At 69.4% G+C, this 26,089-nt stretch carries 23 protein-coding genes and 1 pseudogene; 12 read left to right on the top strand and 12 right to left on the bottom strand.

All coding sequences use genetic code 11. The features are described from left to right. Positions 1-7 precede the first annotated feature (7 nt). Positions 8-208 carry a hypothetical protein gene (locus tag EJC51_RS01270; protein ID WP_126269286.1) on the top strand — a complete coding sequence of 67 codons (201 nt, stop codon included), beginning with the start codon at positions 8-10 and terminating at the stop codon, positions 206-208. A gap of 253 nt (positions 209-461) precedes the next feature. Here the strand turns inward: EJC51_RS01270 and EJC51_RS01265 are convergent, their stop codons facing one another. Beyond that, positions 462-1,397 carry a hypothetical protein gene (locus tag EJC51_RS01265; RefSeq protein ID WP_126269285.1) on the bottom strand — a complete coding sequence of 312 codons (936 nt, stop codon included), beginning with the start codon at positions 1,395-1,397 and terminating at the stop codon, positions 462-464. Beyond that, the gene (locus EJC51_RS01260; protein WP_126269284.1) at positions 1,394-1,798 is read right to left on the bottom strand and encodes a hypothetical protein; all 405 of its coding nucleotides are present in this window, start codon (positions 1,796-1,798) and stop codon (positions 1,394-1,396) included. Before EJC51_RS01260 ends, EJC51_RS01265 begins: the two co-directional genes overlap by 4 nt. A 168-nt stretch (positions 1,799-1,966) precedes the next feature. Between EJC51_RS01260 and EJC51_RS01255 the strand changes: the two genes are divergently transcribed. The 3 genes from EJC51_RS01255 to EJC51_RS01245 all read left to right on the top strand — a co-directional run bounded on the left by EJC51_RS01255 (position 1,967) and on the right by EJC51_RS01245 (position 8,446). Then, positions 1,967-6,355 carry a CHAT domain-containing protein gene (locus tag EJC51_RS01255; protein ID WP_166682798.1) on the top strand — a complete coding sequence of 1,463 codons (4,389 nt, stop codon included), beginning with the start codon at positions 1,967-1,969 and terminating at the stop codon, positions 6,353-6,355. 749 nt (positions 6,356-7,104) lie between these two features. Then, positions 7,105-7,545: a hypothetical protein gene (locus EJC51_RS01250; RefSeq protein WP_126269282.1), complete on the top strand. Its 441-nt coding sequence runs from the start codon at positions 7,105-7,107 to the stop codon at positions 7,543-7,545. Between the two features lie 721 nt (positions 7,546-8,266). After that, entirely contained in the window at positions 8,267-8,446 is a 180-nt protein-coding gene (locus EJC51_RS01245; RefSeq protein WP_126269281.1) for a hypothetical protein, read from the top strand. A gap of 326 nt (positions 8,447-8,772) precedes the next feature. Here EJC51_RS01245 and EJC51_RS01240 read toward each other — a convergent pair whose 3' ends face one another. Further along, positions 8,773-9,549, bottom strand: coding sequence for an alpha/beta fold hydrolase (locus tag EJC51_RS01240; RefSeq protein ID WP_126269280.1), 777 nt, complete (start codon positions 9,547-9,549; stop codon positions 8,773-8,775). 54 nt (positions 9,550-9,603) lie between these two features. Between EJC51_RS01240 and EJC51_RS01235 the strand changes: the two genes are divergently transcribed. Further along, a complete protein-coding gene (locus EJC51_RS01235; RefSeq protein WP_126269279.1) occupies positions 9,604-10,017 on the top strand; it encodes a MarR family winged helix-turn-helix transcriptional regulator in 414 nt (137 codons plus the stop codon). A gap of 580 nt (positions 10,018-10,597) precedes the next feature. Here the strand turns inward: EJC51_RS01235 and EJC51_RS01230 are convergent. Further along, positions 10,598-10,831 carry a hypothetical protein gene (locus tag EJC51_RS01230; protein ID WP_126269278.1) on the bottom strand — a complete coding sequence of 78 codons (234 nt, stop codon included), beginning with the start codon at positions 10,829-10,831 and terminating at the stop codon, positions 10,598-10,600. 461 nt (positions 10,832-11,292) lie between these two features. Continuing rightward, positions 11,293-11,742 (bottom strand): SCO4402 family protein, encoded by a 450-nt coding sequence (locus tag EJC51_RS01225; RefSeq protein ID WP_126269277.1) that lies wholly within the window; start codon positions 11,740-11,742, stop codon positions 11,293-11,295. Between the two features lie 240 nt (positions 11,743-11,982). Here EJC51_RS01225 and EJC51_RS01220 point away from each other — a divergent pair, with 240 nt between their 5' ends. Then, a complete protein-coding gene (locus EJC51_RS01220; RefSeq protein ID WP_126269276.1) occupies positions 11,983-12,162 on the top strand; it encodes a hypothetical protein in 180 nt (59 codons plus the stop codon). Positions 12,163-12,428: 266 nt separating this feature from the next. Here the strand turns inward: EJC51_RS01220 and EJC51_RS01215 are convergent, their stop codons facing one another. Then, positions 12,429-13,328 carry a hypothetical protein gene (locus tag EJC51_RS01215; protein WP_244362350.1) on the bottom strand — a complete coding sequence of 300 codons (900 nt, stop codon included), beginning with the start codon at positions 13,326-13,328 and terminating at the stop codon, positions 12,429-12,431. Positions 13,329-13,516: 188 nt separating this feature from the next. Here EJC51_RS01215 and EJC51_RS48475 point away from each other — a divergent pair. Then, positions 13,517-13,670, top strand: a pseudogene (locus EJC51_RS48475) (maleylpyruvate isomerase N-terminal domain-containing protein); the annotation flags it as partial. A gap of 585 nt (positions 13,671-14,255) precedes the next feature. Further along, positions 14,256-14,648 (top strand): hypothetical protein, encoded by a 393-nt coding sequence (locus tag EJC51_RS01205; RefSeq protein WP_126269275.1) that lies wholly within the window; start codon positions 14,256-14,258, stop codon positions 14,646-14,648. 174 nt (positions 14,649-14,822) lie between these two features. On the opposite strand, the gene EJC51_RS01200 is transcribed toward EJC51_RS01205, so the two are convergent. From EJC51_RS01200 to EJC51_RS01190, 3 genes are all read right to left on the bottom strand, one after another. Next, positions 14,823-15,986 carry a cytochrome P450 family protein gene (locus EJC51_RS01200; RefSeq protein WP_244362347.1) on the bottom strand — a complete coding sequence of 388 codons (1,164 nt, stop codon included), beginning with the start codon at positions 15,984-15,986 and terminating at the stop codon, positions 14,823-14,825. Positions 15,987-16,211: 225 nt separating this feature from the next. Continuing rightward, positions 16,212-16,391 carry a hypothetical protein gene (locus EJC51_RS01195; RefSeq protein WP_126269274.1) on the bottom strand — a complete coding sequence of 60 codons (180 nt, stop codon included), beginning with the start codon at positions 16,389-16,391 and terminating at the stop codon, positions 16,212-16,214. Continuing rightward, positions 16,388-18,352: a prolyl oligopeptidase family serine peptidase gene (locus EJC51_RS01190; protein ID WP_244362344.1), complete on the bottom strand. Its 1,965-nt coding sequence runs from the start codon at positions 18,350-18,352 to the stop codon at positions 16,388-16,390. The genes EJC51_RS01195 and EJC51_RS01190 overlap by 4 nt, the downstream gene beginning before the upstream one ends. 228 nt (positions 18,353-18,580) lie before the next feature. Between EJC51_RS01190 and EJC51_RS01185 the strand changes: the two genes are divergently transcribed. The 3 genes from EJC51_RS01185 to EJC51_RS01175 all read left to right on the top strand — a co-directional run bounded on the left by EJC51_RS01185 (position 18,581) and on the right by EJC51_RS01175 (position 20,460). Further along, positions 18,581-19,858, top strand: a complete 1,278-nt coding sequence (locus EJC51_RS01185) for an MFS transporter (protein WP_126269273.1) — start codon at positions 18,581-18,583, stop codon at positions 19,856-19,858. A 123-nt stretch (positions 19,859-19,981) separates the two neighbouring features. Next, on the top strand, positions 19,982-20,167 hold the full coding sequence (locus EJC51_RS01180) for a toxin-antitoxin system HicB family antitoxin (protein WP_126269272.1): 186 nt from the start codon (positions 19,982-19,984) through the stop codon (positions 20,165-20,167). After that, positions 20,164-20,460: a hypothetical protein gene (locus EJC51_RS01175; RefSeq protein WP_126269271.1), complete on the top strand. Its 297-nt coding sequence runs from the start codon at positions 20,164-20,166 to the stop codon at positions 20,458-20,460. The genes EJC51_RS01180 and EJC51_RS01175 overlap by 4 nt, the downstream gene beginning before the upstream one ends. 503 nt (positions 20,461-20,963) lie before the next feature. On the opposite strand, the gene EJC51_RS01170 is transcribed toward EJC51_RS01175, so the two are convergent. After that, positions 20,964-21,671, bottom strand: coding sequence for an SDR family oxidoreductase (locus EJC51_RS01170; RefSeq protein ID WP_126269270.1), 708 nt, complete (start codon positions 21,669-21,671; stop codon positions 20,964-20,966). Between the two features lie 61 nt (positions 21,672-21,732). Between EJC51_RS01170 and EJC51_RS01165 the strand changes: the two genes are divergently transcribed. Then, the gene (locus EJC51_RS01165) at positions 21,733-22,167 is read left to right on the top strand and encodes a MerR family transcriptional regulator (protein ID WP_126269269.1); all 435 of its coding nucleotides are present in this window, start codon (positions 21,733-21,735) and stop codon (positions 22,165-22,167) included. A gap of 626 nt (positions 22,168-22,793) precedes the next feature. Here the strand turns inward: EJC51_RS01165 and EJC51_RS01155 are convergent. After that, positions 22,794-23,957 (bottom strand): FAD-dependent monooxygenase, encoded by a 1,164-nt coding sequence (locus tag EJC51_RS01155; protein WP_126269268.1) that lies wholly within the window; start codon positions 23,955-23,957, stop codon positions 22,794-22,796. Further along, complete coding sequence (locus tag EJC51_RS01150) at positions 23,954-25,408, bottom strand: MFS transporter (protein ID WP_126269267.1); 1,455 nt, start codon at positions 25,406-25,408, stop codon at positions 23,954-23,956. Before EJC51_RS01150 ends, EJC51_RS01155 begins: the two co-directional genes overlap by 4 nt. Positions 25,409-26,089: the final 681 nt, after the last annotated feature.

Raw genomic sequence — 26,089 nt, 5'->3', positions numbered from 1 at the left:
TCGACGGGTGACGGAAGCGGTGCGGCAGGAAGTCGAGCAGATCCTGCACGCTGTCCTGGCCACCCCGCAGGTTGTGGATGAATGGGCTGCGGCCCGGCTGACCAAGGCGCCGGCGCCAACGGTGGACTTCACCGCTGTCACCCCCGAGATCCTGCCTGAACGTACCCAGCCGCTGCAGCGGCTGGGTGGGGACGGGTATGTCCCCTAGGGCCGAGGGGGAGGGGCGTGCCGTCGGCGGCTGAGGGTGGAGCGGCCGGGCAGGACCAGCGAGCGATTCGGTCGGGTTGGTGGTGAGTCCCGCCCGGCGGAGCGGATGTTGGAGGTCGGGGCGAGGTCTCGCGGAGATGCGTGCGGCCTGAAGGTGGGTGTCGAGGCAGGCGAAGACGGGGGTGGCCGCGATCTCGATGCAGGGCAGGCCGTCATCGCCGGGGCCCTGCTGCGGGTGGAAGACCCTGTCTCCGTCAGTCCCCGGCCAGGGGCGGCGGCAGGGGTCTCAGCAGGCTCATGACCACGTCACCGCTCTCGGCCGTGCTGTCGGCGTCGCTGACACCGAGGGCGGCCGCGAGCTCGCCGGTGTGGAGTCTGGCTGCGGCCTCCAACAAGGTGGCGTAGGTGTCGGTTGCGGCGCGGATTCTGTGCCGTGCGACGGCGGTGAGTACCCCGGCCAGGACCGCTGCCGGCCACCACCACCAGGTCAGTGCGGCGTACAGGACTGTCCAGCCGCCGAGCGTGGTGGCCCGGGTCAGGTCCTGGCGGGCGTCCGTGATCTGGGTGCGGGTCGTCTCCGGCATGGTGAGCCACAGGTGCGGCCACAGCGTACCCATGTCCAGGTGCCGGTCCCGTTTCAGGCGTACGGCAGCGGTGTTGATGCGATCGCCGCTCCAGGTCGGCCGTTCCGGGCGCTCGGCGGCGATACGGGTCTTCCTGTGCCAGGTGGCCAGCCGGCGGTCTCGGTCCTCGTCGGTGACCGTGGTGCCGGTCGGCCCGGCAGCCCGGTACAGGGCGCTGTACTCCTCGTGCAGGGCATCCCATCGCGCCCGGCGCGAGGCGGTGCGTCGGGCGGCGATATCGCGTACCGGGAAGGGCCATTGGCGCCAGTCCGCGGCCAGCACTCCGCGCTCAATGGCGGAGCCGAGAGCTTGAGCGGCCAGCCCGGCGGCCGCCGCACCCGCCAAGACCCCTGCCAACACCAGCACTTGACCCGCGGTGGTCGCCGCGGTCCGCGAATGGGACCAGGCGGTGACATGGCCGCTGAGGCGGTTGACGGCGATCGGATGGGTCTGGCCCAGGGCGCGCGCACAAGCGGCGGAGGCTAGATACAGCGCACCGGGAAGGACCAACAGGGTCAGCCAGCGCTCCGCCAGTTTCTGGCCCAGCTGGCCCAGAAAACCACTCACTCCTGCAACTCGCCCCGTTCCAGCTCCATACCGGTCAGTTCACACCTGGAAGCGGTTCCCGGACCGGGCTGGGCGAAGCGCGTGCAGGGGTACTGGCGACGGGGGCAGCGCAGCACGGGCTCGAAGAGTTCCTGCTCGACCCCGGCGGGGTGAACCAGGCCGCGCGTACTGGCCTGGCCGTATACGCCCAAGGCGTCGCGGGCGGTACGCAGAGCGCGATGGATCTTCTCCAGGTCGGCGGCGACATCCGTAGCGGCGGTCGGATCGGTCAGCCTGGCCAGCGCCGCGCGTTGGTCGGCCGAGCTCTCGGCGATGGTCCGTTCGATATACAGGCGATGTTCGCAGACATAGGCGAGCCCTCGGGCGACCTGGTCGGCGGACCGACCCGTGGCCTGGTTCACGCGATCCCCCCAGCGTCGGCCGCTGAGCGCGGCCGGTCCGGGCCAGCATAGGCCGAAGCCATGTGGCTTTTGAGAAGGTTCCATGATTCCGCTAAGTGCCCTGTCGATCACAGTGGGTGCCTATACGGTGGCGTCCGACACATGGCAGGGACCGGGGTGGGGGAACGCATGGATCGCAGGACTGAGGTGTTGACGCAGGTCACGGAGCTTCTGGCCAAGATCCGGCAAACACGCGACTACACACTGGCGCTGGGTCCCGGTGTCGGCGCTCTTGCCGAACAGTTACGACAGGCCGGAGGTGGACCGGGCGACATCGAGTGCTGCCATACGCTCGGCTGGCTGCACTGGTACCGGTACGGCGCACTGCCCTCCGGTGCGGATCAGCATGCGCTGGAACAGGCCCTTTCCTTGTTCGATCCATGCCTTCTGGCCGGGATGCATGACTTGCCGGAGGAAGTGATCCCCCACCTCGTCCAGCGTGCCGCGGCAAGCACGATGGAGCTCAGCCAGCGGGCGCAGTTCTCGTCGGATCCCGAGCTGGTGACCCAGGCTGTCCAGCGGTGGCAGCGCATCATCGAGGCCACAGCCGAGGATCACCCGAACCGTCCGGCCGTGCTCGCCGCCTGCTGTACGACCTTGCTGATGCGCTTCCAGCGCACAGGTGTGCTCGAAGACGTGAATGAGGCCATCCGCACGGGCACCTTGGCGCTGGACATCATCCCTGAGAACTACTTCGAGGCCGCCAAGCTGTTCTCCATCCTCGCCGAGGCGTTACGGACCCGCTTCGATCACACAGGCGTGCCGGCCGATCTGAACGAGGCCGTCCGCCTGGGGGCGTTGGCCCTGAAGACAGCGCCGGAGAACTATTCCGATCGCCCGACCATGTTGGCCAACCACAGCATCGCGCTGCTGGCACGGTTCGGGCAGAGCGGCGATCCGGCCGACTTGAACGAGGCCGTACGGCTGGGCACTCTGGCACTGAACACCGCTGCCGAGAGTCACCCCGGCCGCACCATCATGCTGACCAACCTCGGCGGCGCGCTGCACCGGCAGTTCGAGCGCACCGGTGCGCTGACACATCTCAACGAAGCCATCCGGGTAGGGACCCTGGCCGTTGAAAACAGCCCCGGCCACCACCCCGGCCGCGGCGTGATGCTGTCGAATCTCTCGAATTCGCTGCTGGCCCGGTTCGAACGCACCGGCGCGCTCAGCGATTTGGACGAGGCCGTACGGGTGGGCACCCTGGCTGTGGAGACCACTGCCGAGAGCGACCCCGGGCGCGCCACGTGGCTGTCCAGCCTGGGCAACGCCCTACGGACCCGGTACGCCCGCACCGGTGCGCTGGACGACTTGGACAAGGCCGTGGACCTGGCGACCCAGGCCATGGAACGCACCCCCGAAGACCATCCCGGCCGCCCCGCCAGGCTGGTCAGCCTCGCGGGCGCGTTGAAGGCCCGATCCGAACGCACCGGATCACAGGCCGACCTGGCAGAGTCCGTCCGCCTGCAGACCCTGGCCGCCGAAGCCGCCGGCGACGACAGCCCCGATCGCGTCACCATGCTGTCCAACCTCGCGGAAGCGCTGCGAGCCCGTTTCGACCGGACAGACGTCCTGGCCGACCTGGACCAAGCCGTGGAGGTGGCGGCCCAGGCAGTCGAGGCCACGCCCCTGGACCACCCCAACCGGGCCTTCATCCTGACCAATCTCGCCAGCGCCCTACGGACGCGGTTCCAGCGCACCGACGCGCTGCCGGACCTCTACCGAGCCGTGGAGGTGGCGACCCAGGCCCTGGAGTTCGCTGCCGACGGCCATCCTCACCGGGGGAGCATCCTCAACGACCTCGGCGCCGCACTGCTCGCCAGGTCCATGCGTATCGATGCACTGACGGACTTGAACGAGGCCGTGCGCATGATGACCCAGGCCGTGGAAGCCACCGCCGACGACCATCCCGACCGCGCCAAATGGCTGTCCAACCTCTGCGCCGCGCTGCACACCCGGTTCGAGCGCACCGGGGCGATCACGGACCTCGACGAAGCCGTACGCGTGGGCACCCTGGTCCTGGCAAGCCTTCCCGAGGACTACCCGGGGCGGGCCCTCACCATGGCGAACGTCAGCAACGCGCTCCGGACGCGCGCCATACGAACTGGCGCACTGCCCGACCTGGACAGGGCCGTGCAGATGGCCGGCCTGGCCGCGGCCGCGGCCCCAGAGGGCGATCCGGACCGCATCAAGTGGCTGAACAATCTCGGCGCTGCCCTGACCACCCGGTTCGAGCTCACCGGCAGCCTGACGGACCTCGACGAAGCCGTACGCGTGGGCACGCTCGTCCTGGCGACCCTCGCCGAGGACCACCCCGACCGCGCCACCCGGATGTCCAACCTCAGCATCGTTTTGACGTCACGGTTCCAGCGCACCGGCAATCCCGCAGACCTCGACGAAGCCGTGCGCCTGGGGAGCCTGGCTGTGGAGAGCAGCCCCGACGACCGTCCGGAACGCGCCAGGATCCTGTCCAACCTCGGCGTCACCCTGCGGACCCGGTCCGGACACACCGGCGCGTCGGCCGACCTGGACGAATCCGTGAAGGTGGCCGCGCTCGGCGTTGCTGCCACCGCAGAGGACCACGCCGACCGTGCCTTGATGCTGACCAACCTCAGTACCGCGTTGCAGGCCCGGTTCGAGCGAACCGGTGAGGCGGCCGATCTGGACGAGGCCATCCGTGTGGTGGCGCTGGCCGTGGAGACCACCGCCGACGATCACGCCAGTCGTGCCCTCATGCTGACCTTGCTTGGTAACGGCCTGCGGATCCGGGCCGAGCGCGGCGCCGACCTCGCGGCCACAGCGCAGGCCGCTGACCTCCTCGAGCAGGCGGCCTCGTTGCCCTCAGCGCCTCCGACCGACCGCATCCACGCCGCGCTGCAGGCGGGGACGCTGCTCGGGGTCAACGACCCCGGCCGGGCCGCCGAGCTCTTCGAACGGGCCGTACGTCTGCTGCCCGAGATCGCTTCGGAGCGACTGCTCCGTGACGACCGCCAGTTCGCGCTCAGGCGTTTCAGCGGCCTGTCGTCCGATGCGGCAGCGTTGGCGTTGCTCGACACCTCCAAGCCCGAGAGCCAGCGAGCCGAGCGGGCTCTGTCACTGTTGGAGGCCGGGCGTGGAGTACTGCTGAGCCGGGCCATGGGCCTGCGCAGCGACGTCACCGACCTCCAGGCCGAATACCCCGAACTGGCCCGCAGGCTTGCCGAGCTGCGCACCTCGCTGGACGCCGAGTCCGACGGTCGTCGCGTCACCGCCGACCCGGCCGGCGGCGCCATGGCAGGCAGCACCCGCGCCGAGTGGGCGGTCGAGCTGGCGGCGGTCCTGGAGCGGATCCGTGCGCTGCCGGGCTTCGAGTCCTTCGGTCTGCCGCCGTCGATGGAGCAGCTGCGAACCCAGGCGGCAGACGGACCGATCGTCAGCTTCACCGTCAGCTCCCACCACAGCGCGGCCCTGATCCTCACCACCGACGGCGTCACCGCAGTGCCATTGCCCGGCCTGACACCGGAGGCCCTGGTCGAGCACATCGAGGCCTTCCACCAGGGACTGGACGATGTCCACGGCTTGGCAGACGTGCGCCACAAAGCCGGTCAGGCCCTGCTGAACACGCTGGCCTGGTTGTGGGACGAGGTCGTCGAACCGGTGCTGGACCACTTGGGGCTCCGTCATCCACCGTCCGACGGCGCGCCCTGGCCGCGGGTGTGGTGGGCCACCGGCGGCCTGCTGGGACTCTTGCCGGTGCACGCCGCCGGACACTACGACGACGAGTCCGATTCGGGCTGGCGGAGGGTGGCCGATCGTGTCGTGTCCTCCCACACTCCGACCGTTCGGGCACTGGGTCACGCCCGCCGGCCCCGCCCGGACGTCACGGCGGCGTCCTCCCTGATCGTCGCCATGCCCACCACCCCGGACCTGCCGGAAGAGCTGCGCGGCGCAGAATTGCGGCACATCCCCACAGAGGCGGCGCGCCTGGCCGAGCTGCTGCCCAGCCCTCTGACGCTCGGCGGCCCGCATCAAGGCACCCTGGCCCAGGGCCCGCCGACGCGGGAACGGGTCCTCGCGGAGATGTCGGCCTGCACGATCGCCCACTTCGCCTGCCACGGTGTCAGCGACGCCGACAACCCCTCGAACAGCCGTCTTCTGCTGCACGACCACCGGGATCATCCGCTCACGGTCGCGGCCCTGGCTCCGGTCGACTTCCACACGGCACGCCTGGCCTATCTGTCGGCGTGCAACACCTCAGCCAACCACGCCGTCGATCTGCTGGACGAGGCGATCCACCTGGCCGGGGCCATGCAGCTGGCCGGCTATGCGCACGTGATCGGCACCTTGTGGCCCATCGACGACGAATTCGCTGTCGACGTCGCCACCGGGTTCTACACGGCGTTGCAGGACGCGGCCGGTGATCTGCACGTCGACGACGCCGCGATCGCCTTGCACCAGACTCTCAGAACTCTTGTTGAGGAGCAGGAGATTCCCGCGACACCGTGGCTGTGGGCGCCCTACATCCATGTAGGGGCCTGACTGCGGCGCGCTCGTCGTGAGCCTGCGCTGACCGTCTGCCTGACCAGACCGGCAGCTTCCTGTAGTACGGCGATACCCAGCGGGAACGCGAACGCCTCTGCCCCCACCGGACCAGCATCACCACGAGTTCAGAGCTCGCCTCACAAGCTCACTCAAAGGGAGCCGCACCCTTCGGTTTCATGCCCGCCCGCCACAGCCCCGACTACCCGCCCAGCCCGTCCGCCCTGCTTGCTGCCGTGCACGAGCAGGACGGCTAGACCACCAGCCTCGGACCGTACCCGGTCGTCGACGTGGCCAACGCCTGGGACGTGGACTCGATGCTCCTCCTCCTATTACGACACGGACAACCAGCGCACCGAGCTGCCACATCCCCATGACGAAGAGCCTCCCGACCTGCGAAGCAGCCGGTGGTCATGCCCCCTAATCAGCGGTCTGTCATGCCTTCGGAGCTGGTGACACAACCCCCCCCAGGCCATGCGCTGGGACGACGTGAGGTAGTCGTGCCAACTCCGAAGGCCGGTAGTCCTGTTGCGGGGCTAAGACGACGGTAATGGAGGGCTGATCGGTACGGTTGGCCAAGACGGCCTGCCTTTTCGTGATGGTTGAGGTGGGCCTGGCCTGTCCCAACTCGGCGGGACAGGGCCGTACTTGTTGGCGCCGTTCCACAGCGACAGAACTTATGGATATTGTCCAGAAGTTCGGGGAGGGATGTAGCCGTGCCCAAGAGCCCTGAAAGCGAGGGGAGCCGCTTGATCACCTTGAAGGAGATCGAGCAGGAGCACGGGGGCAGCCGGTTGGCGTTGCACAACTACCGGCGCAACGCCTCCTTCCCCAGGCCGGTCGTGGCCGAGGGCTCCACACGTGTCCAGTATCGCGCTGACGAGGTGGCCGCCTGGTTCGAGGCGAACCCGCCGAGTCAGGGCAAGCGGGCCGACCTCACACCTCGAGACGAAGGAGCGGCCATGCCGCGCACAATGGAGCAGATCATGTCCGAAGGGGTCACGAAGCCGGACTATCTGACGGAGAAGCAGTGGGTCGGACTGACCCTGGCCGTTCTGCACGGCGTTGCCGAGGGCGTCGAGCGCGCCGGGTTCGAGGGGTGGGAGTCGGATCTGGGAGTGGCTGCTGTGGCGGCAGTGCGGGCGCGACTCGACGAGCTCGTGAACGGCGAGGGCGACCGGGAGTTGTGAGTCCCCGTGTCGTCCTCTGGCGCGCATTGGGTGGCCGTCGTAGCGCCACCGCATCGAGCCCCTGCCGAGCGCGGCGCGGCAGGGGCTCGCCCATCCCGGTCGTAATGTCGGCACACGTGGCACACACCGTCGAAGGCCTCGTGGCCAAACAGCAGGCCGCCGGCGAGGCGCATGCACGCGTCCTTCAGCTCCGAGACGAGTAAGGCCCGCCGTCGGTGACGGCTGGACCGCGGAGCAGACGGCGGAGTACGAGCAGGCGTGGCAGCGTGACCTTTTCGATGCCGGCGGGCCGCCGTCATGGCCGAGGTCGATCTGTTCCTCCCGTGTCTTGTCGCGGAGCAGGAGTTCTGGCCGGGCGATGCCCTGCTGGCCCCACTCTTCCGCCAGAATTACCCACCGCTTGCCGACGTACACGGGATGATGCCCAACCGAGCGCGCGGCGTCGGAGGACGGTCTGCAGCATGTCCTCGGTCAGTCGGCGTCACCTGATAGAGCACGGTGTTTCCAGCGAGCCCGCTAGCGCGGTGGTCTGTGGCGATCTGCCCAGCAGGCGTCGAGTCTGCTGATGCTGGCCATGTGCCTTCGCGCGACAGGGGACAGCGCGTTTGCTGCCCAACTCGACCACCAGGCCACGTAACTGGGTATCACCCATGCTCATGCGTCCGTGTGAGGCCTGTTCGAGCGCTTCCAGCAGGCCGACGACACGGCCTTGGCATCCGGCGTGCTCGACGACCTCGCTGCCGGCATCAGCCCTGATCCCCTGCTCGACGACCTGGCTTCCGCCCGTGCACGCCACGATGCCGTGACCACCGTCGGCCTCCTGCGTGACATCGGTAGGCCGCGATCTGATCCGGCGTGCCAGTTTAACGGCACGGGCAAATCCTGCGCAGCCTTGAATTGACCCCTGGGACCGAAGCGGTGTGGGTGTTCCAGCAGACGGTCCGCACACTCCAGTCGACCGCCCCAGCCGGATCGCCGACCCGGACGCGTGACCTGCTCACCCGTCACCGGGCTGGGCCTTGAGCGGACAACGGTGGCCACACCTGCACAGTGCACCTTGATCGAACAACTCCGCTGCATCGGCTCACTGTTCAACTATCGCCCCAGTCACTTCGTGCCGTCGGCTTACGTCACCGGCCTGCGCACCGTCATGCCTTCCGCAACTGCCGCGCAGCAGAACGATCGGGGCTGGAACCCGCAGGTCGGCCCAGGTCAGGCGGAGTCCTGTCAGGGCTGCGCCAGGAAGGCGTCGATGGCCGCCCAGGTTGCGTCCGGGGCTTCGAGGTGCGGGAGGTGGCCGGCTTTCGGGATCTGGACGAACTGGGCGCCGGGCACCGCGCGCGCGACGGCCCGCCCGTATGCCGGTGTGACGATCCGGTCGCTCTCGCCCCACACCATCAGCGTGGGGATGTTCACCCCTCCGAGTCGGCCGAGGAGCGTGGGGTCGCTCATGCTCGTGCCGGCGACGGCGGCCATCGTGCGTCCGTTCGCCTGCTGGATCGCGCGCTGCTCATCGGTGATGCCGGCCGGGTCGACGTAGCCACGCTCCGGGTCGTGCCAGGCGGCCTCGGCGAGGGTGCGGGCGTCGAGGGCGAAGAAGTCTGCGACGGGCTCGCCTTCCACTTCTGCTCCGACGCCGTCGATGTTGACCACGGCTGCGATAAGTCCTGCGTAGCGCTCGTCGTGGGCGGCCTGCGCCGCCATCTCGAGTGCGATCCACCCGCCGATCGAGGATCCGATCAGGACGACGTCATGCTCTTCGTGCTCAAGCAGGCGTATGAGGTAGGCGGCCGCGAGCTGTGCGACCGAGGTGAGGGAGTGGGGGCGCGTGGTGCCGTCCCAGCCGGGATGTGTCGGCGCGAAGGCGTGCATGGTGGCGGCGAGGTGCGCCACTACGGGCGCGACGGTCCGGGGCCCGCCCCCGCCGTGCAGCACGAGTGCTGTGCGGGATGCGGGCCGGCCGGCCTGGATGACGGGAAGGTCCTCAGGCAGGTCGATGCGCATGATGCTCCCTGATGAATAAGCATGTTGATATAAACTTGTTGATACAGTAGCAGCATGACGACCGACCTGGAAGCTCTCGGACTGGCGATCAAGCGGGCGCAGTACCGCAACCACCGCACGATGGATGCCGCGCTGCGCGAGATCGGGGTCAGCCTCGTGCAGTGGGATGCCCTGCGCGCCATCGAGCGGATGCCAGGGGCCTCGGGGCATGAACTCGCCGTCGCGACGTTCCAGAGCGATCAGGCGTTCGGCACCCTGGCGAGCCGACTGGTGGAGCGTGGATTCATCGTCCGTTCCGCAGGCCACGGGCGACGCGTCGCGCACACTCTCACCGAGGCGGGGCGCACCGCACTCGCCGAAGGCCGGCAGGTGTCGATCGGCGTACTGCAGGACCTCTTCGCGCCCCTCGACGACGCGCAACGCACCGAATTGCTTCGATCGCTGCGGAAACTCACCGAGGGCATGTGATCCGGTCCCTGAGCCTGGGGGCGGCTGGGTGTTGAGCGCGCGCGGGCCGGGCACGAGGCAGTTGTCCTTGAGGTCGGCGCAGTGTCGACACATCCATGTGGTCTCGCAGTAAAACCGTTGGCTGCCCCGGCAGTTGTCGTAGCACGTCGAGCGCATGAATCGGCAGGCGTCTCAGGCGCGGGGCCGGGGCTGGTAGTGGTCGGCGACGACGGGGCGGCATGTCGGCTCCGACTGGTCTGCCTCACCGTCCACGAGGACGGCACAGCCGGAGGCGGAAGCCGCTGTCCTGGGTGCCGAGGCGCGGGACGACCTGGATGCCACGGTTCATCGTCCAGTTCGCCACCCTTCGAGCCCAACTCCTCACCCTGTCGCGCGATGGCGGGCTCGACCGTGTCGTCATCGACGTAACAGTCCAGACGGGGGCTTCCCGTTGCCCAGGACGCGGGTGGACAGGGGCCGGTCCGGCATGGCAGCGCGGTGTCCCGGGGCTGGCCTTCGGGGCGTACAGACTCAACGGCCTGGAAGCGCCGACCCGCGGCGGGTGTCCCAACGGGTCGGTGGTTGTCTGTGTCGGGTGGCCCTACTTGAGGTTGAGGGTCTGGGTGATGTTGGTGGGCGTGGCAGAGTCGTCCGGCCGCTTGATGGTGAAGTTCTTGTGGTAGGTCTCCGTGTCGTTGTTGTCGTCGACGCACGTGACCGTGGCGGTGGCGGCCAGCCCCTTCGGCAGCTTCGGAATCTTCGTGAAGGTCAGCGAGTAGTCCTCTTTCTCGTCCTCGCCGGCGTGCGGCGAGGGCAGCCTTCGCCGTCGTCGCACACTCCATCGTTGGGCCGGTCACGCCCGCATCGACGACGCCCCGCGGTTCGACTTCGCCGGTCTGCCGGATGAGCGGCCCGTCAGCCCGGTCACCGCGCTGCCCTGGCCCGCGAGGAGGGGAGTGACGTGGTTGAACAAGGGGGTTGATGACGTTGGGGAGGAGCACAGGTCTGTACGTGACGTCCGCCCGCGTGCTCTGCAGCGACTGCGCCCAGGCAGTAGGCGGCCGACCACAGTTGGACGTCGGCAGTGCGGGCCAGCTGGCATGTGGAGCAGGGCCGAGTGCGTGGAGGGCAGGAACCAGCGCGCCACCTGTGAGACGTCAGACTTCCTCGCGACCGAGACGGACAGCAATGCCGAAGAGACTGACCACAGGCAGGCCCAGGAGCGGCTTCGACTGAAAACGCTCAAGAGGTCTCTGTGCGGGCGAGCCTCGTTCGACCTCCTCCGCACGCGCATCCTCACTCAGTCGTCGATGCCCCCTCAGTGGGCCTCTCATGGTGAGGAAAGTTGAGCCGTTCATGCAGGAGAGCAGCAGCCTGGAGATCATTGGTGACCATCACCTGAGCCAACCTGCCCGCGACTGCGATCACGTTGCCCCAGGCTGGAGCATCTAGATAGACCTCATCCGGGGCGCCACGACCCACTTCTTCCTGCACGGACGAGTAGACCTCGCCCAGCTCCTCCATGAGCGCGACTTCCTCCTCCGTCCGCAGGCTCTTGCCCAACCACGGCGCGGGATCGTCTGCGTTGCAGAAGTCGTCGAACAGAACGGTGACCACGTAGTCCAAGTCCTCGAACTCATCCGGCCGCAGCCAGACATCGCGCTGCCACGAGGGACTCGCAAGGGCGAGAACCGCTGGCACAACATGAAGTCGGAAGACCGGGAGCTCAATGCCGTGATCCGTCACATCACGAGCCTACTGACAGAGTGAGGCACCCCACCCACTGGCCAGTGCGCCTGTTCACGGAACTGCGGACAGAGCCACTTTCAAATATCCCCGTCACGATCGCGCTCGTGATGATGACGATCCCCAACTGCGCACCAGGCAGATCCGCCCCGATCACGCCCTGTGGATCGCATGTGCCTTCAACAGCTCGGGTTACGAGGCCGACTTCACCCCCAGGAGCCCGGGGATGTCGAGCGGTTCATGGCCGAGCACAGCGACTACGGCGATGCTGTGCCCGACGGCTCAACCATCTGGTCCGTCCAGCGCGTGGTCAAACGGTTCCGCAACGGCCCCGAGGGCAGCATCGTGTTCTATGGCACGGCACTCGGGCTGACGGACGCATCGGCGGGCGCCGCCGCCGGTTTTCGCCGCCGCAGGTGAGGCATAAGCCCACACTGCACATACCCACGCCCAGCAGGGACGGGCAGGCAGAGCCCGTCCCCACAACCCTAGGCACCGCGGGGCAGGGTCTCGCCGCCCCGGTGCGGGCCCCCACGTCTCATGTGGGCGGCTTGCGCAAGGCGGCGTGGGCGTCGCCCCTGGTGGTGTTCGGGGTGAACGGCACCTGGCGGCCGCGTTCGGCCAGTGGGCACAGCACTGCGAGCCGCGGCCGGCGCCCGGCTGGTCCGTTCTGCGCGGCGCTGTTTCTAGCGCATCAGCAGTCCCTGGATTCTGAGTCCGTAGTGGACGCGGAGTCGGTGCAGTTCCCATAGGCCGACTGCTGTGACGGAGAGGGGGGCGCCGAGGATGAACACGTACCGGATCACCGTCGGCACGCCCTCGTGGGCGCCGGTGAACAGGTCGATCAGCGCCGACTCCCACGCCAACGCCATGATCAGCAGGGGTGGCACCGTCTCGTGGATGTCGGCGGTGCGGAACACGTGCTGGACGGCGAGTCCCACGCCCCAGACGACGAAGGGCGTCACCCAGAAGAGGATGAAGAGGGTGGACGCGAGGATGAGGCCCTTCGTCACGGTGAAGTGGCCCTCCACAAGGGGTTCCTGGCCGTCGAAGAACCCTGAGAGCACGATGATCGGGAAGACGGAGGCCGCCGCCATCATGGCCACGATCGCGCCGAAACACCGTCCCGCCCGGCGCAGCAGGTCCCGTCGCGCCGCGGGAGCGGCCAGGGCGTACAGGATGCCGACGACGACCGGGAGGGTCGCCGCCAGCGCGAGGGCGCTGGTCCACGACTTGTCGACCTGCTCGTCCGCGGCATCGCTGAGCTTGGGGGCGAGCTTGTAGGCGTAGGACATCCACAGGAACGCGCCTACGCCGACCAGGGTCCTGATCTTCCGCATCCGCGCCACCTCGGGATCCGAGACGATGCCCGGCCGCGACGGGGTGAAGACCCTGCGGGCGGTGTGGATGGGGCCGATCCGCCGGCGCAGCCGGGTGATCGGGCCGCCCGGCGGCAGCGGCGGCCCCGGGTAGGGCGGCTGGGGCTGTGGCGGCACGTAGGGCTGGGGCGGGTAGGGCTGAGGTGGCTGCGGCTGGTAGGGCTGCGGTCCCTGGGGCGGCTGTCCGCCCGGGTTCCAGTTGCTCATCGTTTGTCCCCCGAGATGCGAGTGTGCGCCGCGGTGGGCGCGATCGCCGAGTGTATTGAGCACACAGGGTCCGCGCTGCCCTCGCCCCGGGGCGTGCACCGAACGGCCACAATTATGCAAGCATGCTTGATTGTTTTCTTCGGTGTTGCCATGCCCGAGGGGGAGCGTCCCGTGTCGTTCCGGCGACCATGTTCGATGACCTGCGCGAGGAGAGCGAGGCACTCGACTGGCTGGTCGCTCGAGTTGAGCGCCGAGCAGACCTCGCTGGCCGTCCCGGGGCCTGGCTGGACTGTCGCTCACGAGATCGCGCATCTGGCCTGGACGGACTATTCGGCGACTATTCGGCGCTGTCGGCGGCACCCGACACGGACGCCTTCCACACCTTCCGCCCCTGTGCAGCAGGTCTTGGGCTGAGTGCTCCCCAAGGTCTGGGCGCATCCAGCCGGCCTGGGGACGTGGCTGATCGTCTCCGCCGCATCCGACTCCTCCTCGCCCGGCCTCTCGCCGGGGGTCTGCAGCGGCCCCGGGGGACGGCCGACGCGGCGTGGCCGGCTCACTGAAGCCCGGGTCCGCCGGGATTCTGTCACCTCAGTGTGAAGACCACCCGTGCCACCGACGTGTCCAGGCCCTCCAAACCCGGCGCCGGACGCCCCCGGCTCCCAGAGCCGCAGGACGCCGCCACGTCACGACCCCCGGGAGGGCCGTGAGACGAATCGAAATCCTCGCCGAGCACGTCCGCTTCGAACAGCCGCGAGGTTAATGATCAAGCTGGGACGATTCGACCTGCATCAAAAGGTTTGCTGTATGTCGGAGGGTGCCGGAGGGTGGCGAGTCGATGAACTCCTGCGGTGAGTGCGAGAAACACGGTCTGTCACACGTGGCTCGTGTTGTCACCGTCGGAACCGGCTGGTGCGAAGGAGTGTTTTGGTGAGCATCCCGCGCTTCAAGTGGTTGAGGCATTCCCTGACTCTGGGAGTAGCCGTGGCAGGACTCATGGCCCTTGGGGTCAGCCCTGCGCATGCGGTCGACAAGTGCAAGGATCTCGGCAACGGGCGTCTGTGTATCGCGGTTACGCCCGTCAACCAACAGGGCGCCATCCAGGTGATCTATACAAAGACGGGTGGTCCGGCCGTCTACGGCCATCTCGCCTGGCAGGCTCCTGGGGAGGACGACCACGTCTCACCGAATATCTCGATGACGGCAGGACACACCTATTACCACACGTGGCCCACGTGGGTAGGCCCTGGTTATGTCGAGGGCGTCATCTGGACCGACCGCTACGGACGGCTTTCCACGGACTATGTGAAGGTTGACCGCTGACCGCTGACCGCTGACCGCTGACCGCTGACCGCTGACCGCTGACCGTGTCGGTCGGCGGCTGGTTCGCCGGCCGTACGTCTGGTGCGCTTCCACGTTGCGCACCCTGTGTCCCCTTTCTCCTTGACCGGCCCGACCCAGGCCGCGACGGTGAGGGCGGCAGGGGCAGGGCGGGGGTCAGCGGTGCAGGGTGAGGGGCAGCGCCTCCAAGCCGCGCAGCATCATCGTGTTGCGCCAGCGCAGGTCGCGCTCCGGGCAGGCCAGGGTCATCGCGGGGTAGCGGGCGAGGAGCGCGGTGAGTGCGATCTCGGTCTCCAGCTTGCCGAGCAGGGCGCCGAGGCAGCGGTGGATGCCACCGCCGAAGGCGAGATGGCCGGCGTCCCCGCGGTCGAGGACGAGGCGGTCGGGGTCCTGGAAGCGCGCCGGGTCGCGGTTGGCCGCGCCGAGGGACAGCAGCACGAACTCGTCCTGCGGGATCTCCACCCCGCCGACGTCCACCGGCTCGGTGGTGAAGCGGGTGGTGGCCATACAGATGGGGGAGTCGTAGCGCAGGAACTCCTCGACGGCCCTGGGCATCCGGGTGAGATCGGCGCGCAGCCAGGCGGTCTGGCCGGGGTCGCGCAGCAGCGCGAGGCACGAGGTACTCAGCAGGTTCACGGTGGTCTCATGCCCGCCGATCAGCAGCAGGGCGACCATGCCCACGATCTCGTCGTCCGTCAGCTCCCCGCGCTCGCGGGCCGCCATCAACTCGGTGAGCAGATCGGCGGGACGGTCGTTGCGGCGGATACGCCGGTCGGCGAGGGCCAGGACGTACGCGCCCATCTCCTGGACGGCTCGCAGGAACGCCGCGTGGTCGCCCGCCTGGGTGACGATGGCGGTCGACCACTTCCGGTAGAGGTCGCGGTCCTCGGGCGGGAAGCCGAGCAGTTCGCAGACGACGAGGATCGGCAGCGGGAAGGCGAAGTCACGTACCAGGTCCACCGTGGCGGTGGTGGTGCGGGCCGTGTGGCGCGCTGCTGCCGCGTCCAGATCGTCGAGGAGTTCGTGGGTGATGCGCTCGACCATCGGCCGCATCGCATCGACCCGCTTGCGGCTGAACGCCGCCTGGACCACACGGCGCAGGCGGGTGTGGTCGGGCGGATCGCTGCTGAGCATATGGGTGATCTCGGTGCCCAGGTTGACGCCCTGGACCCGGCTGTCGGCCAGGGCCTGGGCGCGCCGCACATCCTGCGCGAATCGGCGGTCGGAGAGCGCGGCCCGGACATCGACGTAGCGCGGGATGATCCACAGCCGCAGGCCGCCGTCGCTGTTCAGCACGGAGACCGGGGCCGATTCCCGCATCCTGGCCAGGGTCGGGTACGGGTCGCTGAGGAATGTCGGCGGGTTCTGGCGCGGTTGCGTCGTCTCGGGCTTGTCCGGCCGGTCTTTCTGCGGCCGGCCATTGTCCGTCCGGGATGCTGCTGTCGCTGCCGTAGCTGTGGTCATGATGTTCTCCTGTGCTCACCGGCACGGCCGGCGCCGCGGCGGGGTGCCGGGTGTGGCACCCCGCTACGGCGCTGCTGGGGCTCACTGCAATGGCGACTTCTTCTCCGTGTTCTTCTTCGTACGGGTGGTGCAGGTCGGCGCCGGGCGGTTCGGCCGGACCGGAACCGCCTTGTCCAGGGCGGTCTCGTGCGGCGGAATGATGAGTCCGCGATCCCGCTCGGTGGCGCTGATGGGGTCGACGCGCAGTCCGTGACGCTTCATGGGGTTGACCTTTCTTCGGTGTGGTGGACGGGGTGGTGCGAGCCGGTCCGTCCGCTGCTTGGGCGGTCGGCGGTTTTGGGGGAGGCGCGCAGCGTGTCGTCGGCGTAGCGCACCATGGCGGCCCAGGCGGCGGCGTGTCCGGCCGGGTCACGGCCCACGTCGTGTCCGCCGCCGAGCCACTGGACGCGGTGCGGGACGTCGCGGCGCCGCAGCGCGGCGAGATAGCGCTCGATCTGTTCCGGAGGGCACTTCTCGTCGTCCGCCGAGGCGGCGAGGAAGAGTGGGCCGCGTACGCGGCCCACATACGTCATCGGGCTGGCCGCGCGATAGCGGTGTGGCACCTGCTCGGGGGTGCCGCCGAAGAGGCGGTCGTCGACCTCCCGCAGCGCCGGCGTCGTCGCCCAGTACGCCGCCGTGTAGTCGGCCACCGGGACGACGGCCAGCCCCACGTCCCACAGCCGGGGCTGGACGCCCATCGCCAGCAGCGTCAGATAGCCGCCCCAGGAGTAGCCGCACAGGCCGGTACGGCCCGGCTGCGAGACTCCCGTGTCGATGAGGTGGCCGCGCACCGCGGCGAGGTCTTCGAGCTGGGCGAGGCCGACCCGGTGGCCGAAGTCGTTCCGCCAGCGGGGGCCGTAGCCCGTCGAGCCGCGGTAGTTGGTGCGCACGACGGCGAACCCGGCCTGGACCAGGGCCTCGGTCCGGGCGTCATAGGCGTCCCGGTCGTGGGTGTGGGGCCCGCCGTGGACGAGGAAGACCGTCGGCCAGGGGCGGTGGCCCGCCCTGCGGCCGGGCGGGGTGGCCACAAAGCTGTGGATCTGCCCGTACGGCCGACGTGTCCACAGCTCGCTGCGCCCGGATCCGGTCGTCTTGCCGGGCGCCGTGCCGCGTGACGCCGTCGTGGAGCGGGCGGGGCGGTCGGAGTAGGCGGGGCGGTCGGAGCGGCCGGGACCTTCCGGGGGTTCCGGGTGCTCCGCACTTTCCGAGCCTTCCGGGCTCTCCGGGTGGCAGATCAGTGGCCGGGGCAGTTCGCCGTCGCGGCTCCACAGGCAGTGGACCGTGCGGTCGGGTGCGCAGGAGAAGTCGATGATCGTGCCCTCGGGCGTGGGAAGCACCGTCGTCGTACCGCGGTCGAGGTCGGCGCGCAGCAGGCGGCTGCGTCCCGCCCGGTCCTGCTGGACCAGCGCTGTGCGGCCGGGCCCGTACCAGCAGGCGGTGATCTCCGTATCGAAGTCGAGGGCGGAGCCGGGACCGTGCGTACGGATCCCCTCGCCCTGCCGCCAGAAGGCCAGGGTGTAGCGGCCCGCGCGTTCGAGGATGAGCAGCAGTTCCGGCCGTGCGGTGGCGAGGTCCGGGCGGAAGCCCAGCGCCCACACCGCGCCGCCGTCCCCCGCTGCGCCGGGGATGGCGTCCACGAGGACGCCGGAGGCCGGTGACCACAGCCGCACCGCCGGTCCGGCCGGGCCCCCCGCGGTGGCCAGCAGCCGGCCGCCGGGGGCCAGGCCCACCACTACCGCATAGCCGGGCTCCTCGGCCACCAGGCGGGCGCGCTCGCCCGGTCGCCCGAGGTAGTACCGCGAGCAGTCCGCGACCCCGACGCCGACGGCGGCAAGGCCGCTGCGGGGGTCGAAGGCCAGGCCGTGCATCCGCCCGGCGGGCACGCCGTCGAGCGCCGGGTGCGAGTGGCCGCCCTCGAACGGCCCGCGCACCCAGCGGCCTTGACCGCCGGGAGCGGCGTCGAACCACCACAGGCCGTGGCCGTCCGGCTCGATGGCGGCGGTCTCCACACCCAGCGGTGCGGTGGTCGCCTGGCGGCGCTGACCCGTCGTCAGATCCCAGGCCACGATCTGCGGGAGACCGTCCACATACCGGGTCTCGACCGCTCGCCGCCCGTCGCGGGCGGCGAAGGACGGGACGTGCACCGCCGGTCCGATACCGCCGCCCATCGCCGTCCCTCCCATCACTGGTTCCGCTTCCGCCGCCGGTGGCCTTGGCTGTGGTGGGCTCCGACGGCCATCACACTGCCGGACGGGCGGGGCTGCGTGGCAGGGAAGAAAGCGCAGTGGCACCGACAGTGAGCTCCTGCCGGTGCGACTGCGTTTTCTTCCCTGGCACCGGACGGTGGGCGGGCGACAGGGTGCGGGGGCGACCACATGGCCCGGACCCACCGAGGAGAAAGGGGCGACCCGATGACGATCGCGGCGAGCCGGCCCGGCGCAGCCCCCGTCCCACCCGGCGCAGCGCCGAACGGCACAGCGAGCAGCAGGCCGAGCCGTGCGCTGACGGCGGTCTATGTCGCCGGCGCGGTGACGGCGTTGGGCACCCAGATGACCATGCTCGCGCTGCCCTGGCTGGTGCTGGAGACCACCGGCTCGGCCACCCGGGCGGGCCTGGTCTTCGCGGCCCAGGTGCTGCCCATGGCGCTGCTCGGCTTCGCGGGCGGAGAGGTCATCCAGCGCCTGGGCGCCCGCCGGACCATGGTCGTCTCCGATCTCGCCCGCGCTCCGGTGGTGGCGCTGATCCCGCTGCTGCAGACCCTGGGCGCGCTCAATCTGGCCGTCCTCGTGGCGATCGTCGTGGCGCTCGGGGCGCTGGCCGTTCCGTACCACGCGGCACAGAGGGTGCTGGCGATGGAACTGCTGAGCCCCCACGCCCGCTCTCTGGCCCGCGCCAACAGCGCGCTGGCAGGTGTGACGAACGGCTCGGCGTTCGCCGGACCGGCGCTCGCGGGTGCGCTGATCCCACTGGTGGGGACCACATCCGTGGTGTGGCTGGACGCGGCCTCTTTCGCCTTCTCCGGATTGCTGCTGCTGCGCCTCGTCCCGGCAGGGGGCGGCAGGGCCGGAGGGTCCGCGGCCGGGCCCCGCGGCCTGTGGGCGGGGGTGCGGCATCTGTGCGGCGACTGGTTCCTGCGCCGGGCGATGCTGTCCACCGTGGTGTTCGGGCTGATGCTGCGAACCCTGATGGTCACCATGCCGGTGCTGGCGTTCATCCGGTTCGAGGGGGACGCCAGGGTCGGCGGCCTGCTGATCGCCGCCGATGGCGCGGGTGGCCTGGTGGGCTCGGTGGCCGCCTATGTGCTGGCGGCACGGGTCGCCCCCGTACGACTCGCCTGTACGGCCCTGGTCTGCGTCGCTCTGCCCCTGTGGACGCTCCTGGTGCCCGTGCCGGCCGGCGTGCTCGTCGTCGCCGTCGGCCTGTCATCTGCTGCCGCGCCTCTGGCGAACGCGCCGCTGATGGGCCTGCTCTCCGCCCGGCTGCCGGACGGCTTCGGGCCCAAGGTGTTGCAGGCAGTGGTCACGATCAGCACCCTGACCGGGCCGCTGGGCTTCCTGGCCGCGGGCGCCGTGCTGGACGGGGCCGGTGTCGCGGCGACCCTGTGGGGCGTCGCCGCGCTCGCGACGTTCGGCAGCGGCAATCTGATCCTGGCCCTGCGCCGCCTCCGGGCCACCGGGGACCCGGACTGATCTGGACTCCCGAGAAGACCCCGGTGGACGAGAGAAGCGCCGCATGCGTTTCCGGGCCCCGTTTCATGCCACCGCTTCACGCCACCATCGCCTGGTGGCCAGCCTGATGTCCCAACGGTTGACATGACGCTGCGCGTTCCTGACGAGATCGCCCCCGCGATCCGGGCCGGTGCCGAGGCGGCCGGCATGAGCCTGAACGCGTATGTGGTGCGTGCCGCCCGCCGTCAGGCCACTCTCGACGCTGCGCGCCGGCCCGCGGCGCTCGGTCTCGGCGATGACCTGGCGGGCGAAGGCGACGCCCTGCGGTGAGGCGCGGCGAGATCTGGACTCTGCCTGACGGCCGGGACGATCTGATCGTTTCTCTGACCGGCCTGGAGGAGGCATACGGCGCGGTCCTCGCGATCGTCCTGCACCCCTCGGGCCGCTACCCCGACAGCGCCATGTCCGTCGTGGTCGGCGATCCGGTTCCTGCGACCGCGGTCGCGGTCAACCTCCAGCAGCTGCGCACCACGCGCTTCGACGGGGCGAGCTGCCGAGGCACGGTCCCGGACCAGACCATGGCCCGCGTGGACCAGGCGCTGCGCACCGTCCTCGACCTGTAACCGCCGGCCCCGGGCGGCTGGCCCCGGAGTCCTGCGCCCGAGGCGACGGCGCCTGGCTGCTGCACGGTCGTTCTCCGGCCGCCCTGGTGGCGCCGCACCCGGTGCCTGTCAGTCGGACAGGGCCACGGCACCAGCTGGACATGCCGGGTCGACGATGCCGTCGACCAGTACAGGACTGCTACGGGGTCGCGCCGATTCCGGCGGCGGGCCTGATGGACCACGGGCAGCCGCGGGTGCCGGCGACTGGCTTTGTCCACGAGAACGACCTCGGACAGCAGTTGTTCAGCACACCGGGCAGCACCATGACCCATACCGGATTCGAGTATCCCCGAAGGCGGACGCGGTGGGACAGCCGGGAGAGCGAGGGGCGCCTCGCCCTCACCGCGTCGGGTGATCGCCTGCCCCGGGGCCCGGACGTTCGCATCAGAGCATGTACGCCTTGAGGAACTCTCCGGCGGACAGAAGCTTCGGGCAGGTTATGGGCAGGGACTTGTTAGTGCGGGTCAGCGGTTGAGGAACTGCTGGAACTGCCTGTCGAACTCCCTCGGGTCCTTGCTCAGCGACGCCTTGACCATTTCGGTGAAGTCGTCGACGACGACTTCGAACGCGCCGGCCTCGACCCCGTCAAGGGCGGTGCGCGCGACGTCGTCCGGGACCATCTTGGGTACGTCGTAGCCCTTCATCATGTCGGTGTCGGCCGCTCCGAGGTGTACCGAGGTGACGAGGGTCCCCTGTCCGGCCAGCTCCTGGCGCAGCGCGTTGCCCATGCTCCAGACGGCGGCCTTGGAGACCGCGTAGGCACTGCTGCCGGGGAAGACGAACCAGGATGCCGAGGAGGCGATGTTCAGGATGGCGCCTCCGCCGTTCCTCGCCAGGACCGGGGCGAAGGCGCGGACCATGGACAACGTGCCCCAGAAGTTGACCTCCATCGTGGTGCGGACAGCGTCGAGGTCGCCGAGCAGGGCTTTACCCCCGATACCGGCATTGTTGACGAGCAGGTCGACGTCGCGGGCCGTGTGGGCGGCTGCTGCGACGGCATCCGGATCGGCGATGTCGAGGCCGAGAACCTCCACGCCGTCGAGGCCGATGGATTCCGGCCGACGTGCGGTCGCGTAGACCTTCGCACCTCGCTCGACGAGCTGGGCTGCCAGAGAGCGGCCGATGCCGCGGTTGGCTCCGGTGACGAGCGCTGTGGCTCCGCTGATGTCCATACGAGTACGCTAGAACCTCACGCCGACGTGAGGTTCAAGTCCGGGTCGGCCAGGAGGCGCGATGCGTATCGGGAAAGTCGCCGAACGCGCGGGAGTCAGCGTTCGAGCGCTGCGCTACTACGAGGAGCAAGGGCTCGTCATCGCCGCCCGCGGCCCCGGAAACCAGCGGCAGTACTCCGAGTCCGATGTCGAGCGGGTGAAGTTCATCCAACTCCTGTACGCAGCCGGGCTGCCCAGCAAGGCGATCCTGGACATCTTGCCGTTCCTGGACACCCTGGCCGCAACACCGAAGATGGCACAACGGCTCACGGACCAACGTGACCGCATCCAGACCCAGATCAACGACTTGACCCGGGCACGCGAGCGGCTTGACGAGCTGATTGGCCTCGCCGCCGAGTACACGGCGTCCTCACCGGCACAGTGCACGTCAAAAGTGGACGTCCCTCCCGACGGGCCGACGATGTCTGCCCGAGTGGCTCGATCGGGACGTCCTTGAGCGGCACCGTGTGAGGCACCCCGTGGCGTCGGGCCCGGACAACCCGTCACCAAGCCCCACGGGACACAGACCTCATCTACCGGACGCGACCGCGGGAACGACGCAGCCCTGCTCCACTACCCGCCACCCGCCACCCGCGTCTCGTCCAGGCTGTCCTCACCCTGCACTTGAGCAGCTCAAAGTGAGGTCGAAAAAGGCTCACGGTGCTTGCGGTGCTGTCAGCTTGCCAGCCGAGCATTCCCGATTTCCTCGCTGGGCCATTGCTGCGCCCAGTCGGCGGAGACTTCGAAGCAGTCCCGCGCGGACGGGGGTGCCTGAATCTCGATCAGGTGGTGAGCAGCGCGAGAACATCAGTCGGCCTCCGGGAACGAGGAGCCGGGCGGCTTCCGGGATCCATTGGTAGGGGGCGCACTCTCTTGACAGGGGACTGTTCTGAAGGCGGGTCTTCCAAGATTTTCGGTCGCGTGTGGTGGTCCGGCAGCTTGTGACGTGCCATGTCGAACTGACGGAATCCCTGCCGCACTTGTCGTCGGTGCTGGTGGAGACGGTGGAGTGGTCTCACGTTGACGAAACTGGGGCCCGCGACTGGGCCCAGCTCGTCGTCCTCGCCTGTCGGACGGGCCTGGCTACAGCCTGAGGGCGGAGTGCGCCGGTCGGGCTGTCGCCGAAGGCATGTGGTCCAGGCCGCGAAGCATGCTGTTGCGCAGCTCCAGCGCCTGGGCTGTGGCCGGGAAGAGCCTTGCCCGGCCGCTGTCGACCAGCGCCTGATTCACGGCCACGTACTCGCGAAGGTCCTGTTCGTACGCGGCGAAAGCCGCGGTGTGGTTCCCGTGAGTGGCCAGAGAGCGGCCGAGCACGTAGGCGCCGACCAGGGCCAGGCTCGAACCCTGCCCGGTGAGGAACGAGGGCGCGTACGCGGCGTCGCCGACGAGCGCGACCCGGCCGCCGGTCCACCGCGGCATACGGATCTGGGCGGCCGTATCGCAGAACACGTCGGCCGCGTCGCGCATGGCACCGACCATCCGCGGAACCTCCCAGCTGGCGCCGGCGAAGACCCGGGCGACCAGATCCCGCCGGGCACCGGGGCCGCGGACCTCGGCGAACGGCGGCTTCGGCCAGTGGAAGTTCAGGAACGCGTGCAGCTCGTCGGTCTCCCCGACGGCGTAGAGGGCCGCGGCCTTCCCCGGGGTGTTCCACATCATGAGCTCACGGGAGAGCCCGAGAGTGTTGGGCATGGTGAAGATGGCGAAGCCGTAGCCGAGATAGCGGTGGAACCGCTCTTCGGGGCCGAACCACGCCTCCCGGGTCTGCGAGTGCATCCCGTCAGCGCCGACCGCCACGTCGAAGGTGCGCCGTCGGCCGCTGCGGAACGTGACATCGACGCCTCCGCCGGTCTGGTCGACGGTGTCGATGGAATCGTTGAACAGAAACTCCACGTCGTCGCGGGTGATCGAATAGAGCTCCGCGGCGAGATCCCCGCGCCGCACCTCAAGGTCGTGCCCCTCGGGACTGCGGCCAGGGGAAGGCCCGTTGAGCGAGGCCACGACGCCGCCATCGGAATTGAGGAAGGTATAGCGACGTGTGCCGGTATGTGCCTCCCGCAGCTGGCGCAGTATCCCCATCCGCCGGACCACCTCGACCGCGGTCCCGCGGATGTCGATCGGATAGCCACCGGCACGCAGTGCGTCGGCCCGCTCCACCACGGTGACCGCCCAGCCGGCCCGGTGCAGCCAATACCCCAGCGCGGGCCCGGAGATACCGGCCCCGGAAATCAGGACTGTCCGCTTCATGCCTGTGCCCCTTTCCTGGTGTTACGGAGCTTCGTGTCACGGATCTGCTTGCTCCGGACCTGCGTGCTGCGGACCTTCGCGAGACGGACAATGAGCAGGGACGATGCGGCCACGAGGCCGGCGACGGCGAACCCGGTGACGAAGGCGGCTTCGGAAGGCAGACCGGTCTGCGTATCGGCCCCGGCATCGAGAATCGCGCCCCCGGCCTGGACGCCCAGGGCGATGCCGATCACGCGGGTCACCACGAGCAGGCTGGTGGCGATGCCGGTGTCCTTGATCTCGATCGCATCGACGGCGCTGGTCAGCAGCGCGGTGGTGGCGACGCCGGCAGCGGTCGCGGCCAGCATCTTGGCGATGACGAGCTGCCATGGCGTGCTGTGCAGCGCCATCAGGGCGGTCATCGCGACCGCTGTGCCGACGGCGCCCGCGATCACCACGGCACGCAGCCCGAACCGGCGCCCCGCGAGCCCGCCGACCGAATTGCTCACCGCTCCGGCGATGGCGCCGGGCAGCAGGAGCAGGCCGATATCGGTGGTGTCGAGGCCGAAGCCGTGACCATCGGCCGGCAGCGCGAACAGCTGCGGCAGCAGAAAGGTCACCATCCCGAAGGAGGCGGTGACGACGAAGGTGAGCAGGCACGCACTCCAGATCGCGGGCTTCGCCAGCATGCGCAGATTGACCATCGGCGCCGCCGACCGGCGCTCGACGACGACCCAGCCGGTCGCGAGACCGGCCACGAGCACCGCCAGGGCACCGACCGCGAGCGGCGGCAGGCCGTCGCCCGTAACCCGCACCAGCCCGGTCATGAACACCAGCAGGGCGCCGCTCAGCAACAGCACACCGGCCCAGTCGATCCGGTGGTCCGACGGCCCCGGTGGATCATGCGGCATCAGGCGCGCTACGGCCAATGTCGCCACGACGATGACGATCGTCGGCAGCGCGAACATCCAGTGCCAGGACAGTGCTTCTGCGATCGGCCCGGCAACCAGCGTCCCTGCCATGGCACCACCAGTGAACAGCGCCATGACCACACCGATCCCCAACTGGGATTCTCCCGCCGGAAGGTGCGCCCGCACCAGGATGAACGAAAGGGGCAGCGCGCCCACCATGAAGCCCTGCAAGGCTTGCCCGAGCAGCAGCACCGGCAGGCAAGTCGCCAGACTCGCCAGCAGACCACCGGCTACGACCAGGGCCATCAGCCGGACCAGCACCCGCTTTCCGCCGTAGCGATCGCCAAGTTTTCCTGCGACGGGCGCGATGACCGCGCCCGTGACGAGGACGGTGTTGGAGACCAGCGCCCCTTCACCCGCGCTGACCCCCAGCTGACGCTGCAGCAGCGGGAGCGCAGGGTCCACCACCGTCTGCAGGGTGCCGAGGGCGAGCGCAAGGGTGCCGAGGGCACCGATCGACAGCCTTCCGATACGAACAGGCGAAACCGGAGCCTGGGACATGGATGACCTTTCGTCAGGCAGGCGGACTGCGCGGGATCCGCGCGCCTCCCACACTTCCCTCGCCGCACCCCGCCGGACATCGTCCTCAGCCGCCGTCCTCGCCTGGTGCCGGCGGACCAGCCGCGTACGGGCTCTGGTGCCGACGCACTACCGCCGTCCTCCGACAAGCGGAGCCTCTGTACTCGCTGGCCGCGGAGCCGGGTGGTGACGGCACCACGCACCTGGTTTACCGCCAAGACCGCGCAGCCCCTGCCCGTCAACCAGGTCAGCTCGCAGCAACCGCCGCTACTTACCGTCGGCCACCCCGGTGAACGGCCAACACCTCACCCGACCCGGCACTGCTGAAGGGCCACCACCGATGACGCAGACTCAGTCCGAGAACCAGGGACGCCCCCCACGGTGTATCTGCTCTTTGCGCACGAGCCCCACTACCCCCGGCCCCGGCTGCGCAGTTGGCGCCGAGGGCGGCGGAACAGGCCCGCTGGTGGGAGAGGCACATATCAAGCCCCAATCCAGGGTCGATTGGTCCCCAGCTCGTAAGACTCGTAAGAGATGGCTCCGGATCGTCCGACTGTTCAGGCGGGGGGTGCCCCGATGTTTTTGGTCAAGCTGGGCAGGGGGCGTTCGGGGCGTCTGGAACGATGTGTCCGTGATCGTCGCGATCAACGAGTGGCTGTGGCC

Origin of the sequence: Streptomyces aquilus (assembly GCF_003955715.1) — a bacterium.
Classification (GTDB): domain Bacteria; phylum Actinomycetota; class Actinomycetes; order Streptomycetales; family Streptomycetaceae; genus Streptomyces; species Streptomyces aquilus.
This window is presented reverse-complemented; position numbering and strand designations above follow the sequence as displayed.

Coding starts and splice junctions, on each gene's coding strand:
- EJC51_RS01215 (WP_244362350.1), bottom strand. CDS start 13,328: ATGAGCAACTGGAACCCGGGCGGACAGCCGCCCCAGGGACCGCAGCCC.
- EJC51_RS01165 (WP_126269269.1), top strand. CDS start 21,733: ATGCGTATCGGGAAAGTCGCCGAACGCGCGGGAGTCAGCGTTCGAGCG.
- EJC51_RS01155 (WP_126269268.1), bottom strand. CDS start 23,957: ATGAAGCGGACAGTCCTGATTTCCGGGGCCGGTATCTCCGGGCCCGCG.
- EJC51_RS01220 (WP_126269276.1), top strand. CDS start 11,983: ATGGCCGAGCACAGCGACTACGGCGATGCTGTGCCCGACGGCTCAACC.
- EJC51_RS01185 (WP_126269273.1), top strand. CDS start 18,581: ATGACGATCGCGGCGAGCCGGCCCGGCGCAGCCCCCGTCCCACCCGGC.
- EJC51_RS01195 (WP_126269274.1), bottom strand. CDS start 16,391: ATGAAGCGTCACGGACTGCGCGTCGACCCCATCAGCGCCACCGAGCGG.
- EJC51_RS01235 (WP_126269279.1), top strand. CDS start 9,604: ATGACGACCGACCTGGAAGCTCTCGGACTGGCGATCAAGCGGGCGCAG.
- EJC51_RS01200 (WP_244362347.1), bottom strand. CDS start 15,986: ATGCGGGAATCGGCCCCGGTCTCCGTGCTGAACAGCGACGGCGGCCTG.
- EJC51_RS01190 (WP_244362344.1), bottom strand. CDS start 18,352: ATGGGAGGGACGGCGATGGGCGGCGGTATCGGACCGGCGGTGCACGTC.
- EJC51_RS01150 (WP_126269267.1), bottom strand. CDS start 25,408: ATGTCCCAGGCTCCGGTTTCGCCTGTTCGTATCGGAAGGCTGTCGATC.
- EJC51_RS01240 (WP_126269280.1), bottom strand. CDS start 9,549: ATGCGCATCGACCTGCCTGAGGACCTTCCCGTCATCCAGGCCGGCCGG.
- EJC51_RS01170 (WP_126269270.1), bottom strand. CDS start 21,671: ATGGACATCAGCGGAGCCACAGCGCTCGTCACCGGAGCCAACCGCGGC.
- EJC51_RS01255 (WP_166682798.1), top strand. CDS start 1,967: ATGGATCGCAGGACTGAGGTGTTGACGCAGGTCACGGAGCTTCTGGCC.
- EJC51_RS01180 (WP_126269272.1), top strand. CDS start 19,982: ATGACGCTGCGCGTTCCTGACGAGATCGCCCCCGCGATCCGGGCCGGT.